Origin of the sequence: Streptococcus sp. 2020WUSS084 (assembly GCF_044427445.1) — a bacterium.
Classification (GTDB): Bacteria; Bacillota; Bacilli; order Lactobacillales; family Streptococcaceae; genus Streptococcus; species Streptococcus suis.
Map to the genome: position 1 here is coordinate 11,549 of NZ_JAOTGC010000017.1, position 19,520 is coordinate 31,068.

General features: G+C 42.3%; 14 protein-coding genes. All 14 read right to left on the reverse strand.

Annotated features, from left to right (window positions below; translation table 11 throughout):
- Positions 1–443: 443 nt before the first annotated feature.
- Positions 444–1,736 (reverse strand): adenylosuccinate lyase, encoded by a 1,293-nt coding sequence (purB, locus tag ODU50_RS08785; RefSeq protein ID WP_105153208.1) that lies wholly within the window; start codon positions 1,734–1,736, stop codon positions 444–446.
- A 56-nt stretch (positions 1,737–1,792) separates the two neighbouring features.
- Positions 1,793–3,112 carry a HEPN domain-containing protein gene (locus tag ODU50_RS08790; RefSeq protein WP_044769457.1) on the reverse strand — a complete coding sequence of 440 codons (1,320 nt, stop codon included), beginning with the start codon at positions 3,110–3,112 and terminating at the stop codon, positions 1,793–1,795.
- On the reverse strand, positions 3,105–4,199 hold the full coding sequence (locus ODU50_RS08795) for a DUF262 domain-containing protein (protein ID WP_105121292.1): 1,095 nt from the start codon (positions 4,197–4,199) through the stop codon (positions 3,105–3,107). The genes ODU50_RS08790 and ODU50_RS08795 overlap by 8 nt, the downstream gene beginning before the upstream one ends.
- Positions 4,200–4,247: 48 nt before the next feature.
- Positions 4,248–5,312: a 5-(carboxyamino)imidazole ribonucleotide synthase gene (gene purK / locus ODU50_RS08800; protein WP_105153209.1), complete on the reverse strand. Its 1,065-nt coding sequence runs from the start codon at positions 5,310–5,312 to the stop codon at positions 4,248–4,250.
- Positions 5,299–5,787: a 5-(carboxyamino)imidazole ribonucleotide mutase gene (gene purE, locus ODU50_RS08805; RefSeq protein WP_105153210.1), complete on the reverse strand. Its 489-nt coding sequence runs from the start codon at positions 5,785–5,787 to the stop codon at positions 5,299–5,301. Before purE ends, purK begins: the two co-directional genes overlap by 14 nt.
- 25 nt (positions 5,788–5,812) lie before the next feature.
- The gene (purD, locus tag ODU50_RS08810; RefSeq protein WP_398581397.1) at positions 5,813–7,075 is read right to left on the reverse strand and encodes a phosphoribosylamine--glycine ligase; all 1,263 of its coding nucleotides are present in this window, start codon (positions 7,073–7,075) and stop codon (positions 5,813–5,815) included.
- 118 nt (positions 7,076–7,193) lie between these two features.
- Positions 7,194–8,366, reverse strand: coding sequence for a hypothetical protein (locus ODU50_RS08815; RefSeq protein WP_024389658.1), 1,173 nt, complete (start codon positions 8,364–8,366; stop codon positions 7,194–7,196).
- Between the two features lies 1 nt (position 8,367).
- Positions 8,368–9,327, reverse strand: a complete 960-nt coding sequence (locus ODU50_RS08820) for a nucleoid-associated protein (protein WP_024389657.1) — start codon at positions 9,325–9,327, stop codon at positions 8,368–8,370.
- A 391-nt stretch (positions 9,328–9,718) separates the two neighbouring features.
- Positions 9,719–11,266 carry a bifunctional phosphoribosylaminoimidazolecarboxamide formyltransferase/IMP cyclohydrolase gene (gene purH, locus ODU50_RS08825; RefSeq protein WP_105153212.1) on the reverse strand — a complete coding sequence of 516 codons (1,548 nt, stop codon included), beginning with the start codon at positions 11,264–11,266 and terminating at the stop codon, positions 9,719–9,721.
- Positions 11,267–11,279: 13 nt separating this feature from the next.
- Complete coding sequence (locus tag ODU50_RS08830; RefSeq protein ID WP_105153213.1) at positions 11,280–12,680, reverse strand: Abi family protein; 1,401 nt, start codon at positions 12,678–12,680, stop codon at positions 11,280–11,282.
- Between the two features lie 35 nt (positions 12,681–12,715).
- Positions 12,716–13,261, reverse strand: a complete 546-nt coding sequence (gene purN, locus ODU50_RS08835) for a phosphoribosylglycinamide formyltransferase (RefSeq protein ID WP_105153214.1) — start codon at positions 13,259–13,261, stop codon at positions 12,716–12,718.
- A complete protein-coding gene (purM, locus tag ODU50_RS08840; protein WP_105153215.1) occupies positions 13,258–14,280 on the reverse strand; it encodes a phosphoribosylformylglycinamidine cyclo-ligase in 1,023 nt (340 codons plus the stop codon). Before purM ends, purN begins: the two co-directional genes overlap by 4 nt.
- A gap of 56 nt (positions 14,281–14,336) precedes the next feature.
- A complete protein-coding gene (gene purF / locus ODU50_RS08845; protein ID WP_024389655.1) occupies positions 14,337–15,791 on the reverse strand; it encodes an amidophosphoribosyltransferase in 1,455 nt (484 codons plus the stop codon).
- A gap of 2 nt (positions 15,792–15,793) precedes the next feature.
- Positions 15,794–19,513, reverse strand: coding sequence for a phosphoribosylformylglycinamidine synthase (locus ODU50_RS08850; RefSeq protein ID WP_105153216.1), 3,720 nt, complete (start codon positions 19,511–19,513; stop codon positions 15,794–15,796).
- Positions 19,514–19,520 lie beyond the last annotated feature (7 nt).

Below are 19,520 nucleotides of genomic sequence, written 5' to 3' on the forward strand. Positions count from 1 at the left end.
ATTCGTAAATCATTTGGAAAATGATTTACGAATAAACAAGTGTGTATCTCCTTGAGGGGAATTTTCCCTCTCACTTACTTATTCGCAAATAGTTTTCATTTTTTGAAAAAATCTTATTTTTTTGAATAAGTTGTGAGCTTGCTTCCCCTACACTTATCTATTCGTAAAATTTTGGGAGTGGGACAGAACTCGACCAATCTAAAGAGTTCGTCTTCCCACCCCCGCACAGTTGATTAGGTCAGATTTGGAGCGTGAAACACGAACGAATCTGCCAATCAACCACTGCGCTGAAATGTTGATACGAACTCTGAGAAGCTGGGCTGGACTTTCTGCTCATCCTCTTACGAATGATTGTCTAGCGGAAGGAGCTTGTTTTCCCCTTCACCTATTTATTCGCAAATAAACAAAAAAATTCTCTGGAAAATCCAAAGAATTTTAATTTTTTATAACCCAAGTCGTTCAAAGATGTCATCCACCCGCTTAGCATAGTAGTCTGGGTTGAAGAGTTCATCGATTTCTTCCTGGCTAAGTTTGGCAGTCACACGCTCATCCGCTTCGAGAAGGGGCTTGAAGTCCACTTGATTATCCCATGACTGTGCTGTTTTTGGTTGCACCAAGTCATAGGCTTCCTCACGGGTCATGCCTTTTTCAATCAAACTGAGCATGACACGCTGGCTGTAAATCAAGCCAAAGGTCGACTCCATATTGCGTTTCATATTTTCAGGGAAGACCGTCAAGTTCTTGACAATATTACCAAAACGATTGAGCATATAGTTGATGAGAATGGTCGTATCCGGCGTGATAATCCGCTCCGCTGACGAGTGGGAAATATCGCGTTCGTGCCAGAGAGCCACATTCTCAAAAGCCGTCACCAAGTGACCACGCACCACGCGAGCCAGACCGGTCATGTTTTCAGAGCCGATAGGGTTGCGTTTATGGGGCATAGCAGAGCTGCCCTTTTGGCCTTTGGCGAAATACTCTTCGACTTCACGTTGTTCAGATTTTTGTAGCCCACGGATTTCTGTCGCCATACGCTCGATAGACGTTGCAATCAAGGCTAGGGCTGAGAAATATTCTGCGTGAAGATCACGAGGAAGGACCTGAGTCGAAATTTCCTGCGGACGAATGCCCAATTTGCCACAAACATACTCTTCCACAAACGGAGGAATGTTGGCAAAGTTTCCAACTGCACCTGAAATTTTACCAGCTTCGACACCCTTGGCTGCCACATCAAAACGCTCCATGTTGCGTTTCATTTCGCTGTACCAAGTTGCTAATTTAAGACCGAAGGTCGTTGGCTCCGCATGGACACCGTGGGTCCGCCCCATCATAATCGTGTACTTATGCTCACGCGCCTTGTCAGCGATGATATTGGTAAAGTTTTCAAGGTCACGACGGATGATGTCGTTGGCCTGCTTGTAGAGATAACCGTAAGCCGTATCCACCACATCGGTCGAAGTCAGACCGTAGTGGACCCACTTGCGTTCCTCACCAAGACTTTCCGAAACCGCACGAGTGAAAGCCACCACATCGTGACGGGTCTCCTCTTCAATCTCTAAAATGCGGTCGATGTCAAAAGTCGCCTTCTCACGGATCAAAGCCACATCTTCCTTGGGAATCTCACCCAACTCAGCCCAAGCCTCATCAGCGAGGATTTCCACCTCCAACCAAGCTTTGTACTTGTTCTCTTCACTCCAAATAGCCGCCATCTCTGGACGGGAATAACGTGATAACATATGTACTCCTACTCCATATAAATATAATTTTTTATTTTTGAAATAAATTATCAGTTCTAAATTCTAAACAATAGTGATTTTTCTGCGTGAATATTTTCTAATCTATCAAAATAGTATAAATTAAAAATCTTATACTTCTTATTCCTTTTGACATCTATATACTCACTTTTTATTTTCAAAGTAACATGACCATTTGAAGGTAACTCTGAAATCGTTTGTCTTTCTTCATTTTTTATTTCAAGTATTTCTATTGGGTAAATTAACTCATCATGTTCAATGTACCAATGCTTTGCAAAATCATCATTTGTATTATTATTCCAAAGATTAACCTGATTTAAGTCGAAATATACCTCAATAATTCCATCTTTCTCAAAATCAGACTCCAAAAATACATTGGAAATATCAGTATGTCCACTTAAATTGTAAAGCTTGTATTCCTTTTCTTCTTCAAACTTAATGCTTTCGCTTTTTATTTTCAAAACAACATGACCATTTGGAGGCAACTCTGAAATCGTTTGTCTTACTTCATCTCTTATTTCAAGTATCTCTACGGGGTGTTCTCCATTATTATTGATGAACCATTTGGATTTTAGAATCTTATATTCGTTCATGAAATCAACTTGTTTTGAATTAAAATCAACTCTAGCAGTTGCTTCTGGAAAATCTATCTCATAAATATTATTAAGCTTAACAAGTATTGTACCATTTATAAGTCTTTTAACGTATAAATTATTGAGATAGTGATAAACTAGTATTAACGCACAATCAATAAAATGAAAAAATTCTTCCATATTATCTATATTTACATACTCATCACATTCTCCTGAGTGCGCTAAACTATTTCTCTTATCCACTAAACTATCTATATATCCTTCAAAACCATTTGGATTCTCCCCTTTTTTTGAATATTTTGATATAGAACCTGTCTCCAAATTTTCGATGCATCGTTGCATTTTGGGAAATGAGTTACTCATCTTAAGAAGTTCCTCACTTGACGCTTCCGGATATAATCTTTTTATCAAATCAATTAAATTGTTAAACCACAGATTATTACTTGAAAAATAATAATCTTTTTTTATAGATAATTTCCAATTTACAATAGATTTAATATACTCTTCTTTGACATATTGTGTTGAATTAAGAATTGTCTTATAAAATACAGCTGTAAAATTATTATCACAAATTATCTCATTCTTTTCTTCTAGATGCTTAAAAAGAATACCTTTTGATTCATTTTCCCAAATGGTATATAGAGTAATAATAAAATTTTTCTGTAATGTTTCCTTCATAAAATTTTTCTGTTCAACTATATCAATAATATCATTGAAATTTTTTATATTATTATAAAAATTATCGCTCAGAATAAAACTATTCATTTCCCAATAGTTCCCTTTTAAAAATACCTACTCTAGATTTTACATTTGAAATAGCAGTATACTTTCCATTAAAGTCACTTTTATTTTCTTTAATGATAGAAAATTTACTTTCTTCAAACATTAAATCAGTTAAACTTTCTAGTCGATCCAGTTCATTTGCAACAAAAAGCATTGTACTATCATAAACCATATTCTCTGCTTTGCTTTTACTTATGCTTGACCTAAAAGCTTTTTTACCAAATAATCTTTTTACAGTTGTTATCACTGCAATAAAAAATCCCTCCAATTCAGCAATATCACTCTCTGTCCAATCTTTTGACGCTTCCATATACAAATCTAAAAGTTTTGATGTTGAAATAGGAGTAATATCCCCATTTATAGCGCTATAATATGCAAAGAAACGCACTACTTTCTCTGAATATTCTAACCTATTATTATACTCATCCTTTTTAGCAGGTGCCCAAAGTTCTTTAAAAATATTATTTTCAGCTAAACGATTTATTAAGTCATTAAATTTACCAGTATACAATGCATTTCTGACTTCTTGCTTATTTAATGCCAACCCACCAGTATTTAATCTTTCAAACACCAACCTCCTCATATTTTCTCTTTCAAATTCATTTTTTGTTGATTCACTCAATAATATTGTTGCAGAAATATATCTTCTTGTTATCATATCTTGAATATTTGCTGGTAGATTTGAAAAGTTCATCCCTTCATATTCAGGGAAAAATTCTAACGATTCCAGTGCAAATTCATCATCTAAAAATGAAATAATAGTTGAAATCCTTTGTTTTCCATCCATAATTTCATACTTGCCATAATCATATTCGAATAAAAAAATTGATGGAATTGGAATATTAATTATAAAACTCTCAATCAGTTTCGATTTTTTTGAGTTTTGCCAAACTATGTTCCTTTGATAATAGGGAGCTAGGTCGTAGCTTTGAAAAATTTCTTTTACATTATTTAGTGGATACCTTGCTTGCTCTGTAACAATTCGAAAGTCAACTTTTTCAGTGACCGGTGAATTCAAAATATTTTTTATTGTATCCTTAGTTAAAAGTTCAGATATGCGTCGACTCATATTTACACCACCATAATATTTAATAATTTTAAGTGAATTTTCACCATCTTACACACTATCACAACCCTCCCCCAACACCGTCACATGTCCCATTTTGCGATTGTGCTTCGCTTCTAGTTTACCATAAAAGTGGGGATGGGCGGTAGGGTTTTCTTGAAGAAATGTTTGGACGGCTTCCATGTCTTGTCCGAGGACGTTGATCATAACGGCTGGAGAGAGCAGGCGAATAGGAGGTAAAGGCTCCCCTAAAACGCCTCGGATATGGGTATCAAACTGTGAAAAATCACAGGCTTCAATGGAATAATGCCCCGAATTATGTGGCCGAGGGGCGATTTCGTTGACCAGAATATCCTGACCTGCTACAAACATTTCAACACAGAGGGTGCCTGCCAAATGGAGCCTGTCTGCGATTTGCAGGGCCATGGTTTTGGCTTTTTCAGCTAGTTCATCTGAAATACGGGCAGGCACGATAGTCTTGTAAAGAATATTATTGCGGTGGATATTTTCCTGTACAGGAAAGACGGTGTAGTCGGAGCCATTGCCAGACACAAGGACGGAGATTTCCAGGTCGAAATTCACAAACTCTTCCAAGACACACTCAGCAGTATTTGCCAGTTGACTGGCTTCTACCAAGTCCGCTTCTTCTCGAATGACCTTCTGGCCATGTCCATCATAGCCCCCAGTGGCTGTCTTTAAGACATAGTTTTTGCTGAGGTCCAGACCTTCTAAGTCTAGGCTAGATGTGACGACTTTGTAGGGGGCGACTTGCACGCCAGCTTTTTTTGCCAAAAAATCCTTCTCAAAAATGCGGTTCTGGGAAATGCGGAGGAGGTCTGTCCCTTGAGGGAGCTGGCCGTCCTTGATGACCGCGTCCAGTCCGTCGGCGTCGACATTTTCAAACTCGTAGGTCAAGACATCGCACCGCTCCGCCAACTGTTTGAGGGCCGCCACATCGTGATAGGGAGCGACGATGACCTCGCTGACCTTGGAGGCTGGGCAGTCCGCCGCAGTATCCAGCGTGATCACCTTGTGACCCATGTAAATAGCGGAAATAGCCATCATCTGCCCTAGCTGACCGCCACCGATAATTCCGATTGTCTTAGATGAGGTCATCTGTCATCGCCTCCGCAATTTTTTCCTGCTCCTTGGCAAAATCTGCCAGCTGAGTCGCAATGGTTTGGTCTTCAATAGAGAGAATGCGAAGAGCCGACAGGGCTGCATTGGTCGCACCTGCTTCACCGATTGCCATGGTCGCAACAGGTACGCCACCAGGCATTTGCACGATAGAATAGAGGGAATCCACACCGCTGAGGGCACGGGATTGGACAGGGACACCGATAACAGGCAGGGTGGTCTTGGCTGCTACCATACCTGGCAAATGAGCCGCACCACCCGCTCCTGCGATAATGACCTTGATGCCACGCTCACGTGCTTCTTCGGCGTGACGGAACATGAGGTCTGGGGTGCGGTGGGCAGACACTACTTTCTTTTCATAGGCTACGCCAAATTTATCCAGCACATCGGCTGCTTTTTTCATGGTTTTCCAGTCGGAACTAGAGCCCATGATGATGGAAATTGGAATGTTCATACTTGTACTTCCTTTTCTTTATCCCTTATTTTACTGCCTTACTTCCAATATCTGTCCGATAAAAGAGGCCTGTTGTATCTTGTTTCTTCAGCTCCGAGTAAATTTTTTCCTGGGCTTCTTGGACGGTGTCTGCTGTGGTGACTAGCATATAAACCCGACCGCCGTTTGATAGCAGTGCTCTGCTATTTTCCGCAAAACGAGCCCCTGCATAGTAGGTCGTGAGGTCGCCCTCGGTCTTTGCTGGCAACTCTACGCCTTTCTCATGGTCCAGAGGATAGCCGTTTGAAGCCACGACCACACCCAGCGTCACGCCACTATCCAGCCAGGTCAGCTGGGTCGGACGTTTGTGGAGGATGTCGTCGATGTTCTGAGCAAAGTCAGAGGTCAGACGAGGCAGGACAATCTGGGTTTCTGGGTCGCCAAAACGGGCGTTGAACTCGATAACCTTGGGACCTTGGTCGGTCAGAATCAAGCCAGCATAGAGCACGCCCAGATAAGACCGCCCTTCCGCAATCATGCCCTCCAGAATTGGCTTGACAATAGTGTCAACTGCTGTGTCCACCACGCTTTGAGGCAGGTGGGGAACAGGAGCGTAAGCCCCCATACCGCCTGTGTTGGGCCCCTGGTCGCCGTCAAAGGCACGCTTGTGGTCCTGGGCTGTCGACAGGATATAGAACTGGTCGCCGTTGACCAGAGCAAAGAGGGAAAACTCCTCGCCCGCCAAGAACTCCTCGATGACTACGCGGGCACCCGAGTCACCGAATTTGTTGTCCAAGAGCATCTCCCGTGCCGCTTCGACCGCCTGCTCGACGGTTTCCGCCACGACTACGCCCTTGCCCAGTGCCAAGCCGTCCGCCTTGACAACGATGGGAGCCCCCTGCTCTTCGATGTAGGCTTTGGCTTCTTCGAAGTTGGAAAATGTGCCAAAGGCTGCTGTTGGAATGCCGTATTTGACCATGATTTGTTTGGCAAAGTCTTTTGACCACTCCAGCTCCGCGGCTAGACGACTTGGGCCAAAAGCTTTTAGTCCCGCCTGTTCAAAATCATCAACGATACCTGCTGCCAAAGCATCATCTGGACCAACAAAAGTCCAAGCAATGTCATTTTCCTTGGCAAAGTTTATGAGAGCAGAATGTTCGGAAATTCCAATATTGACCAATTCAATACCGTCCAAGGTCATTCCGTCATTTCCAGGAGCGACAAAGACCTGTTCTACCTGCTCAGACTCTAACAATTTCTTTGCAATAGCGTGCTCACGACCACCAGACCCGACAACCAAAAGTTTCATTTTTTCACACCTCAAAAACGGATTTTCTATAAACAGTATAGCAAAAATGGACGGATTTTGATAGAACGAACAGAAGAATGTTCGGGAATAGAAAAAGCACCACAAGAGTGGTGCAGAGCTATAGGCAATAAACTAACAATGCTCTTAAAAGAAGTATGAGCAATAAAACAACAAATGCAAAAATATATTTACAATCTACCATTGGTGCAGATACTCTTTCATCAAAATCCCTTTCATCAAACATTAGCCCTTCAGTATAGAATTGTCTCGTTTCATTGTGCTCTTTCTTCAAAGCGGCAATTTCTATAAAATAGGTAGCCATTATAGATACTAACGCAATGATGAGAAGAAATATCAAAATACTAATTTTAGAACTAGCCTTGAAAAATAAATCGTATAATATGTTTTGACCAGAATAATCCTTGACTTCCTCAAAAATTAATATTCCTATAGCTGAAAGCCAGCCAATAATCTTTAAATGCAACGAACGATACAAGTCATTTTCTCTGCTAATTAGTTTAAAAAAGTCGTTCTTTAAATTACCAATTTCCTCAAAATATTTATCTGTTTCCTGTCGAATAACTCGCTGAAATATACTTTTAGCACTAAATAATATTTGATGGCTGAGTTGATAATTGAACCTCAGCAACTGTTCCCTTACAATTTCTAATTTTTGCTTATAGGCATATTCAGATCCTTCTTCAAATAAAATCCAATTGTAAATTGATAGTAACAGCTCATAATCCTTGTCTGCTGCTTCTCTAAAATCTAATGTTTTAACCACAACACGCTCATCCCTTTGAACTCTGAAAGTAAAAATTGATTCCGAGTCATAGTCAATATTTGTCGATAACATTATTAAGATATAAATCATCGTCACTAAACGAACTTTCGGGTTATCATTTTGACAACTACTCAATAATCTGACAGAAATATTGTTAATTTCTGGACTTAAGCGAACAATATTATTTTGCTTAGTAATAGCTTTATACTTTTCTACTTCCTCCCTATAATCTCCTGACTGAATTTTCTTGTCTATACTAAAAATACTAAAGTCAGTTGTAAAATCTTTCCCTTTAAAATAATCAATATAGTTATTAAAAAAGATTTGTTCTTCGATATATTTCTCTGGTAAAAATGCTAGACTCTTATCATCATTATAGACTATATATTTTGAGGATTCTTCATCTATAGTCCCGATATTCATCTCTTTTAAAAGATTTATTAATCCTTGGTTATCTGGAATAACATCTATCTCGTAAGAAGTTCCTACCCAACGCCCACTAGTCATCTCAAATACCTAAATCCTTTTTAACCTCAGCAATATAATCATTTGGAACTGTTAGTATTAACTGATTGCCGTCCAACTTAATTAGTTGTTGCCTCTGTAGTTTTTCAAGGTTATGTGTTTTTAATACTGTAGTGTCCGAAATAGTTATAGTCTTATGGTATTTTTCTTTCAGAGCATCTTGAGAAATCATAAAATTTGCATCAAGTTCTGAAGACTCCGTGGAATACACTACACTTTCCACGTCTGGCAATGACAAATCTAAATCCAATAACTTAGCAACAGGCAGGCGACCGAGCAATTCAGTCTTATCAAACTGAGCACTCTCAAAAATATAATTTTTAGTTTCACTTACAATTTCGTTAATCTCTGGTAAGTTTCTTACAGTTTCAGAGAATAATTGTTTATTTTCAACTAGCTCAATCAGTTCTAATGTATTAACTTTATCATTTCGAAACTCTTTAAGTCCCAAAAAATCATTTAACCAGTACGAAGCAACTTTTTTACTTTTGTCGATAATAGCTATGTTATGCAAATCTCCAAGATATAGACAAGCTTTATAATAATGTTTATCCGTCCCCAACTGACTATCTAGTTTAAACGTTTCCTTATCGGCGACAGAAGTTTTCTCTAACTTCAATAGCGTCAATGTTCCATTATGTATTTTTACAAAAAGAAAACCTTCTCGAATCCCCTTACTTCTCTTTCCAGTTGATTCAGCTCTTTCTGAATCTAACAATTTATGTGCAAATTGTTCAATATCAAAATTATTTTCCTTTGAAAATTTGGCTAAAATACTATTATCATCAATAATTTCCGCTCTAATTTTTGAGTGAGTCGCCTTTTTTCCTGATTCACCTATAATGGTATCAAAAATTTCAGCTATATTCCTCACTTTTTCAGTTGTCAACTTAACTTCATTCACACTATCTGTAATTTCATAAACAGCAACATCTTTTCTCATTTACAAAATTCTCCGTCAATCCTTTTCTTTTAATTATACCAAAAAAGCCCAGTAACCACTAGGCTTTGAAGATTATGAACACGTCGTACGCATGAAGAAAATGCATGTAACCATTTTCTTGCTACATGCATTTTTTCAATTTATTTTCATGGATTTTACATTTGGTCATGGATAATTCCTCAAATTCAGACTAATTATAGCATAAATTTTTGCTAAAAAACTGTACAAAATATGAAAATGTGTTTTCTGAAAACAAAATTTTCTTCATGCATTTGTCGTGGATTAGGAAAAAGAAATGTTATTTACCAATGTTATTTAGGATTGACTATAAATGTAGCTTCTCTTACTTAAACAAAGCCAAAGGTATTTTAGCTCTTCTTATTCAAATTCCTCAATGTCTAAAATGTCTTACTCCCGTGAAGACCATGGTCAAGCCGTACTTGTTGGCCATGTCAATGGAGTCTTGGTCACGGACGGATCCACCCGGCTGAATGATAGCCTTGATGCCTGCCGCTGCGATCTCCTCCACATTATCAGCAAATGGGAAGAAGGCATCCGATGCCAAAACGGCTCCTTCCAAACGGTCCTTGGCCTGCTCGATGGCGATACGGACGGACGCTACACGGTTGGTTTGCCCTGGTCCCACGCCTAAAGTCATCTTGGCATTGGTGATGATGATGCCGTTGGACTTGACATACTTGGAGGACTTCCAAGCGAACTCCATGGCCGCCCACTCTTGCTCGGACGGTTGACGCTCGGTCACCACCTGCCAGTCCGCTGGGCTTTCCACCACCACGTCCTGATCCTGCACCAAGAGCCCGCCGACAACGCCTGTGAACTCTTTTTCAACTTCGCTCGCATCCTGTGCGTCAAAGGCTAATTCTAAAATCCGAAGATTTTTCTTTTTATTGGTCAAAATAGCTAGCGCTTCTGCCGAGTAGCTCGGTGCGATGATGATTTCTAAGAAAATCGGGTGCATCTTTTCAGCCGTCGCAGCATCTACTTCCCTGTTCAGCACGACGATGCCTCCGAAAATCGACACTGGATCAGCCTCATAAGCGTAATCCCAAGCCTGTTCAATGCTTTCTGCCTGCCCGATACCACAAGGGTTCATGTGTTTGAGAGCCACAACAGTTGGACGGTACTTGAAATCACGGATAATCCGAATGGCCGCATCCGCATCACGAATGTTGTTGAAAGACAGCTCCTTACCATTTAACTGCTTAGCAGCTGCAATAGAATAGTCTGTTGGCAGGGCATTTTGGTAGAAATCCGCATTTTGCTGGGGATTTTCACCGTAACGCATAGGCTGATTGAGGTCATAAGTAATGGTTAATTTTTCAGGCTTATCTTCGCCTACTTGCTTGGTAAAATAATCTGCTATTAGGGCATCATAAGCTGCGGTATGACGAAATACCTTTGCAGCCAGTCGCTGACGTGTTGCATAGCTCGTTTCCCCCTGCTCTGCAATTTCCCCTAAAACCGTCGGATAATCTGTCGGATCCACTACAACTGTCACGCTGGCGTGGTTCTTAGCTGCCGAACGAAGCATAGAAGGACCACCGATGTCAATATTCTCCACCGCCAAATCATAGGTCACATCTGGACGTAAAATAGTCTCTTTGAAGGGATAGAGGTTGACCACCACCAAGTCAATCAAGCCAATTTCATGGTCGTTAGCTGCTTGCAAGTGACTTTCTGTGTCACGTCGCGCCAAAAGCCCACCATGGATTTTCGGATGAAGTGTCTTAACACGGCCGTCCATCATCTCTGGAAAACCGGTCACATCATCAATGGCAATAGTCGCTACGCCTGCCTGATCCAAGGCAACTTTTGTGCCTCCTGTCGAGATGATTTCCCAACCAAGTTTGGTCAATTCCTGGGCAAACTCCACAATGCCCGCCTTGTCGGATACGCTAATTAACGCACGTTTTGTCATGATTTCTCCTATCCTAATTCATATAATGTTCCCAAATAAAGAATGCTTCATTAGCTATTTCTTTATATGGGGCCGGAATGCCAGTAATCTGCTCCATTGTAGTAAATCCCATATGAAATAAACGAAGATTCAATAAATTCACATTTCTAAGACTTTCAAAATGCTCTTCAATGTCTAAAGGATACTTCAAAAAGAAGTCTGCTTGTTCTCTAAAAATACCAAATGCATGAGGATCCAAAAAACTAATCAATTTCATAAATATATAATTTAGAGTGACCCATGATCTTCGATACGAATTACCATATATTGTTTGAACTCTTTGTGGAATCGATTCAGAATCTACACCTCTTTTTATCCAACTTTGTTCTAATATCTCATATAATACCCAGCTCTTTATCTTTGTTCTTCTTTCGAGATTGTCAAATTCCATATCCCAATTTGCATTGAAATCCGGATCCATAAACCCTGCAATTATTGAACGTCCATGTGCAGAAGCATTACGCAATACTGATAGTTCTGGAAAAAAATCTGCTGCATGTTTAATCAATTCTAATTGACGCGACATAAATCTCCCTTTGCACGCTTCATACCAATAATTTATAAATTCTCGAAGTTCTGTTAAGTCTAACTGATCAAGTATATCCTCAATCGGAGCAAATTCATTTAAAATGTAATCATAAGAATCGGAATCTCTTCGGTATTGTTTTACTATCCTTGCTTTTTCAATATGCTTTGTCCCTTTTTTTCGCTTCCACATATCCAATGTTTCACTAACTATGACCCTAGCATTTTGATCAGTCAACACTCTACTGATATATGATTTGATAGCATTCTCAATTTGTAATACCCACTCCATCAAATATAGACGGAATTTTTGATCAATCTTATCTAAAACGACAATAATTTGTGGTTTTAACTTAAAATCATCAACTGAAGTTCCTTCTGGAATAAATAGATTTAATGATGTTTTACTAATAAAAACCCCATCCACAAGATAATTTCGCATCCTTGGTTGAAAATCTATTATCTTAAAATATTCGTAAATTTCAGTATCATTCATTTCTTCTATATCTGAAACATCAAAATTAAACATTTTTAACTTTTCAATAGTATCTCTAACATAATTTTGATTTGGTAATTGACGTAACTGTCTCAGAAGTTCACCCTGTCCCTGAATTTCAATAGCTTCAATTATTCTTCCTTGTCTACGTATACCATCTGCATTATTTAAAGAAAAAGATACATATTCAAAATAGTTGACATAAGTAACCCCATCTTCTTCTAAAATCATATCCTTAGTAATTTGAAACGGAAACTCTTCTTCAATACCTTCTTTATTAAACGACGAACTACTTATAATTCCATAATTATTGTAAATTTTTATAATTCTACCTGTTCCACGCTTTTTAGCCATACTTTACCTCCATACTAAAACTAATAATCCATACTCTACTTCACTCCCAACTCCTCCAAGACTGCTGGATAGAGTTGGTATTCTGCTTCATGTATTCTGGCTTCGAAGGTTTCCAGGGTATCCTCAGCCAGCCTTGGTACTCGGACTTGTCTGATAATTTGTCCTGTGTCGACGCCGCTATCAACCCAGTGGACTGTTACACCACTTTCAGACACGCCTGCCTGCCAGGCATCTTCAATCCCATGGGCTCCTGGAAATTCAGGCAAGTAGGCGGGGTGGATATTGATGATCCGACCTTCATACTGAGCCAGCAGGGTTGGTCCCACAATCTTCATATAGCCTGCCAAGACCACCAAGTCAATCTGGTGCTTGTCTAATAGTTGGATAAGGGCTTCTTCGTAGGCCTGTTTATCTGCAAACTCTTTTAATTCAAAAGCAAAGGCAGGCACCCCTAGTTTTTCAGCCCGTTCCAAGACATAGGCATTTCTACGGTCTGAAAAGACAAAAGCTACTTCAAACTGCTCTGCGATGACTTGGAAATTGGAGCCGTTGCCTGATGCAAACACTGCTATTCGTTTCATTTGATGACCACACTCTTATCTTCCTTGGCGATGATGCGACCAATGGTGTAAACTTCCTCGTCAACTAGTTGACAAACACTGTCAACCTTGTCTGGACTGACTGCCAGGACCACGCCGATTCCCATATTGAAGATTTCAAACATTTCTTCATGCTTGATGTGGCCATATTTTTCAAGGGTCGTAAAGATTGGAAGGACTGGAATCTTATCCTCTTCAATCTCAGCTGCTAGATTGTCTGCAAACATACGGGGAATATTTTCGATGAAACCACCGCCTGTGATATGGGCAATGCCATTGACCAGCCCTGCTTTTACCAGAGGCAATACCTGCTGGACATAGATACGTGTCGGCTCTAAGAGAACATCCTTTAGAGCTCTGCCATTGAGCTCTGGCAAGAGAGCGTCGCCAGAAACATCTGCAAAAACGCGTCGGACCAAAGAATAGCCGTTGGAGTGGATGCCGCTGGAAGCTAGGCCGAGGAGAATGTCGCCCTCCTGGACCTTACTGCCGTCGATAATCTGGGACTTCTCCGCAATACCGACAGCAAAGCCAGCCAGGTCATAGTCATCCTCTCCGTACATACCAGGCATTTCAGCCGTTTCACCGCCAATCAGGCCGCAACCAGCTTGGACACAGCCTTCAGCCACACCGGCCACCACCTGCTCCAGCTTGGCTGGTTCATTTTTTCCTGTCGCGATGTAGTCGAGGAAGTAAAGTGGCTCCGCACCTGCTGCGATGATGTCGTTGACACACATAGCCACGCAATCCTGACCAATGGTGTCGTGCTTGTCGTACTGAATCGCCAGCATGAGCTTGGTACCGACACCGTCTGTTCCTGATACCAAGACTGGCTCTTTGATGTCCAGTTTGGTCAGGTCAAACATACCGCCAAAACCACCGAGAGCTCCCATAACACCCAAGCGTTCTGTCCGAGCCACGTGCTTCTTGATGCGTTCGACAACTTCATATCCAGCTTCGACGTCAACGCCCGATTGGGCGTAGGCATTTTTATTTGTCATTTTGATTCCTTTCAACAGTTTACAGGTCTGTCAAGTAACATTGACACCTCTGTCACTTACTTAACATTTTCAATGTAGAAACTCGTTTTCTCTTCTAGGCTACGGAGGTATTCTTCCTCATAGTCATAGAGAGGTGTTGGAAATTCTCCATCAAAGTAGGCTACACAGAGCCCGCCTTTTGGCGCATCGGTTTCGATGCCGATGGCTTCAATCATCCCCTCAAGAGAAAGGTAGGTCAGACTGTCTGCCCCAATAATCTCACAGACTTCCTCAACGGTATGGTTGGCTGAAATCAGCTCCCGACGGGTCTGAATATCAATGCCATAGAAACACGGGTACTTGAGTTCTGGGCTACCGATAGCCACATGGACTTCTTTTGCCCCTGCATCACGAAGAAGCTGGACAATGCGGCGGCTAGTTGTACCGCGAACAATGGAGTCGTCAATCATGACCACGCGCTTGCCTTTGACAACACTTGAAACGGCTGACAACTTCATGCGAACCCCCTGCTCCCGCAATTCCTGGGTTGGTTGAATAAAGGTCCGCTGTGTATATTGATTTTTAATCAGCCCCATTTCATTTGGCAAGCCAGACTCCTCTGCAAATCCCATAGCCGCAGATAGGGAAGAGTTTGGCACACCAACGACAATGTCTGCTTCCTGTTGAAATTCCTGGGCCAAACGACGTCCCATATTTTTACGAGCCGTGTGGACATTGACACCATGAATGACGGAATCTGGGCGAGCAAAATAGACATACTCCATAGAGCAAACTGCCAGTTGCGTATCTCTTGTATAGCTATCATATTGAATCCCTGAATCATCAATGACGACAATTTCACCAGGCTCCACATCTCGCACCCAGTCAGCCCCCACTACTTCAAAAGCACAAGTTTCACTAGCAACTACCCAGGCACCATTTTTCATTTTGCCTATTGAAAGTGGTCGGAAGCCATTTGGATCCAGGGCTGCGACCAGCTTATCTTCCAGCATAATCAGGTAGGCAAAGCCACCTTTAACAGTATTGAGGGCTTCCTTGATTTTTCCCATGAAGTCTGGATTGTGACTGCGGCGAATCAAGTGCATTAGAATTTCAGTGTCAGAAGAAGAAGAGAAAATGGAACCATTTTTTTCAAGTTCAGCCTTCAAACTGACCGCGTTGGTCAAATTCCCATTATGTGCCAAACCCACCTGCATATCTGCAAAATCAAAGAGGAAGGGCTGGATATTATTGATAGAAGCAGAGCCAGAAGTTGCATAGCGGACATGACCAATGGCAGCCGTTCCTGTCAAGGCTTCTAAATCTACTGGATTTTTGAAGACTTCTGCAATCAGACCTGTTCCACGATGGCGACGCAAATGCCCACCATCATTGGCTAAAATCCCTGCCCCTTCTTGCCCTCGATGTTGCAAACTATGGAGACCAAAATAAGTAACCTGAGCAGCCTGCGGATGTCCCCAAATGCCGAAAACACCGCATTCTTCATTGAGTGATTTAACTTCGTATGTCATATTTATTTTCCTGTAAAATAGCGAACCGCTGAGGCAAAGAGTCCTTGGTCTTTCTTACCTGGAATGTTTTGGAAAAGACCGTCCTCGTAACGCTCCGAATGCCCCATTTTCCCGATGATTTGTCCGTTGCGACTGGTAATGCCCTCAATGGCATGGCTAGAACCGTTTGGATTGTACTTAGAATCCATGCTTGGCTGGCCAGTAAAGTCAACGTACTGGCTGAAAATCTGACCATTGTCCCGCAAGACAGCGAATTCCTCGTCCGTCACCACAAACTTCCCTTCCCCGTGGGATATTGGGATAGCATGAATATCCCCGATTTGAACACCAGCCAACCATGGTGAGTTGACATTGGCAATCCGCGTTTCCACCATTTTGGCAACATGCTGGTTGGCATCGTTGTAGAAGAGGGTCGGACTGCTTTCACCTGCCTCCTCAAAGTTTCCATACGGCAGCAAGCCCGATTTGACAAGGGCCTGGAAGCCATTACAGATACCGATGATGAGGCCACCTTTTTCGATAAATTGGTCAATAGCAGAGCGGACCTTGGCGTTTCGTAAGATGGTCACGATAAACTTAGCAGACCCGTCTGGCTCATCCGCAGCCGAGAATCCCCCTGCAAAGAAAAGAATATTGGCCTTGGTAATATTGTCAACCATAGTGTCAACTGACTTTTCAATACACTCTGCATCCAAGGTCACAAATGGAATAAGATTAACCTTGGCACCAGCCTGTTCAAAGGCCTTAGCAGAATCATATTCTGAGTTGGTACCTGGGAAGACTGGGATGTAGACTATCGGCTCTTCGATAATTTCTTTAGCTTGAATAACTGCTGTATTGGCTACCGCCGGAACATCCTGCAAGTCTGTCGCCTGTTCAAATTCCGTTGGGTAAACCTCTTCTAACTTACCTTCAAAGGCTACCTGTAAGTCCTGCCCTGCTAGGTTGACACCGTTGACAAGGAGTGTAAAGTCAGCGGTGGTTTGTCCAATTTTCACAGCATCTGGAATGTCTTCTTTCGATGTAAAGACAAAGCCGCCAAGCTGACCTGTCAAGCTGGTTTCAAGGTCTGCAAGCTCGGCTCTTGCTCCGATTTGGTTTCCAAAGGACATGAGGGCTAGACTTTCTAGAACACCACCATACTTGACTGCACTAGCAGCCGTAATCACGTAATCGCTCTGCCATTTTTCAAAAACCTCAAAATTAGACTTCATCAGGTCAAAATCAATGTCTTCGGACAAAATCTGACCTGGAAGATAATAAATGTGCTCACCAGCCACCTTGAACTCAGGTGATAGGACCTTGCGGCTGTCTGCCGTGGTCACACCAAAGGCAACCAGGGTCGGCGGAACTGTCAAGTCCTCAAAGGTACCAGACATGGAGTCCTTACCACCGATAGAGGGCAAACCCAGCTGAATTTGAGCCTCGATAGAGCCCAGAAGTGCTGCCACCGGCTGACCAAAACGCTCTGCCTGCTTGTCCATGCGCTGAAAATACTCCTGATAGGAGAAGCGAGCCTTGGACCAGTTGGCGCCTGTTGCCACCAAGCGAGCTGTCGCTTCGATGACCGCGTAGGCTGCAGCGTGATAAGGAGACCATTCTGCCAGATAAGGATGATAGCCCTGAGCCATGACAGAAGCCGTCGTCGTCACACCGTGTTGGACAGGTAGTTTCTGTACCGAACTTTCTGTCGGTGTCAACTGGTGGCGACCTCCGAGTGGGTGGTTGACGGTTGAACGACCAACAGATGAGTCAAAAATCGTCTGCAAACCTTTCTGACTAGCATGGTTGAGGTCTGAAAGAAGGTCTTTCAAGTCCTCCTGTAACGTTTCAACGGAAGTTCTACGTGTTTCTGGTAGATTGACAGGACTGTCAACTACCTTGGCATCGACGACTACACGGACACCGTTGGTATCAAGGAAGGAACGTTCCAAATCAACAATAGTTTGTCCATTCCAAGTCATGACTAGGTTTGGTTTTTCCGTCACTTTGGCCACGACAACCGCATGGATATTTTCCTGACGGCAGGCTGCGATGAAGGCGTCTACATCCTCTGGACGAACAACGACGCTCATCCGCTCTTGTGATTCCGAAATTGCAATTTCCGTTCCATTCAAACCTGCATACTTGAGTGGAACCTTGTCTAAGTCGATTTCTAAACCGTCTGCCAGTTCTCCAATAGCAACGCAGACACCTCCTGCACCAAAGTCATTGGATTTTTTAATCAAGCGAGTCACGGCACCATTGCGGAACAAACGCTGAATTTTGCGTTCTTCAATAGCATTTCCTTTTTGGACTTCCGCACCAGCTGTTTCGACAGACTCAACTGTCTGTACCTTGGACGAGCCTGTTGCCCCACCGATACCATCGCGACCTGTTTTGCCTCCTAACAAGATGACCACATCGCCTGCGACTGGTTTTTCACGGACTACATTTTCCTTAGGAGCTGCACCGACTACGGCACCCAGCTCCATACGTTTTGCAACAAATCCTGGATGGAAATATTCACGCACATAGGTGGTCGCAAGACCGATTTGGTTTCCGTAAGAAGAATAGCCATGTGCTGCTGTTTTAGAAATAATTTGCTGTGGCAATTTCCCTGAGCGAGTAGCTGTCAGAGGTTGGGTAATATCGCCCGCACCTGAAATCCGCATGGCCTGATAGACATAGGAACGTCCTGACAAAGGATCACGAATAGCTCCACCGATACAGGTTGCGGCTCCACCGAAAGGCTCGATTTCTGTTGGGTGATTGTGGGTTTCATTCTTGAACATGAGAAGCCATGGCTCTTTTACGCCATCCACATCCACTTCAATCTCCACCGAGCAGGCATTGATTTCATCTGACACTTCCATATCATCCAGACGACCATTTGCTCTCTCATAGCGACCAAAAATCGTCGCCATATCCATCAATGTCTGCGGCTTATCTGTCCGACCTAACTCAGTTCTCATAGCCAGGTACTTGTTATAGGTCGCCTGCAATTGCTTGTGGAATTTTGAAGCTGAAAAATCAATAGACCTGAGTTCTGTTTCAAACGTCGTATGACGGCAGTGGTCACTCCAATAAGTATCCAGGACCTTGAGTTCTGTTTCAGTTGGTACTCGACCGATTGACTTAAAGTAGTCCTGAATGAAGAGCAAGTCTTCCACTTCCATAGCCAAGCCAGCCTCACGCTTGTAAGCCGCAAATTCTTCCGCCCCATAGCTATCAAAAAAGTCCAAACTTGGAATAGTCGCATCTGACACCGAAAACTCCTGAGCCGCCAAAGGAGAATCCATATCCTTGAAACGCGAATCCACAGGGTTCAGCAAATAGTTCTTGATAGCAGCTAACTCTTCTTCCCGCACATCTCCATTCAAGATATAGAGCTGACCTGTATTGACACGCGCCTCCTGCCGACTGCCCAATAAAAGAAGGGCCTCCTGACTGCTGGCAGCCCGCTGGTCAAACTGACCAGGAAGAGCCTCAATCGCAAAATAAGCAGCTTCCTCCAAGCCCAGTTCCGCTTCCGACAAGACCTTGTCCGTCACCTGCTCGGTAAAGATATGCTTAATAGCTTGCTCCAGCAAGTCATCCTCCAGATGGAAGACATCATAAACCTGCACCAGACGTACACTCGTTAAACTTGTCAACTGCAAATTATGGGTCAACTCCTTACGAAGAGCCTCCGCCTTAATCTGAAAATCCGCCTTTTTCTCAACAAAAATCCGCTTCGCCATTTTTTCC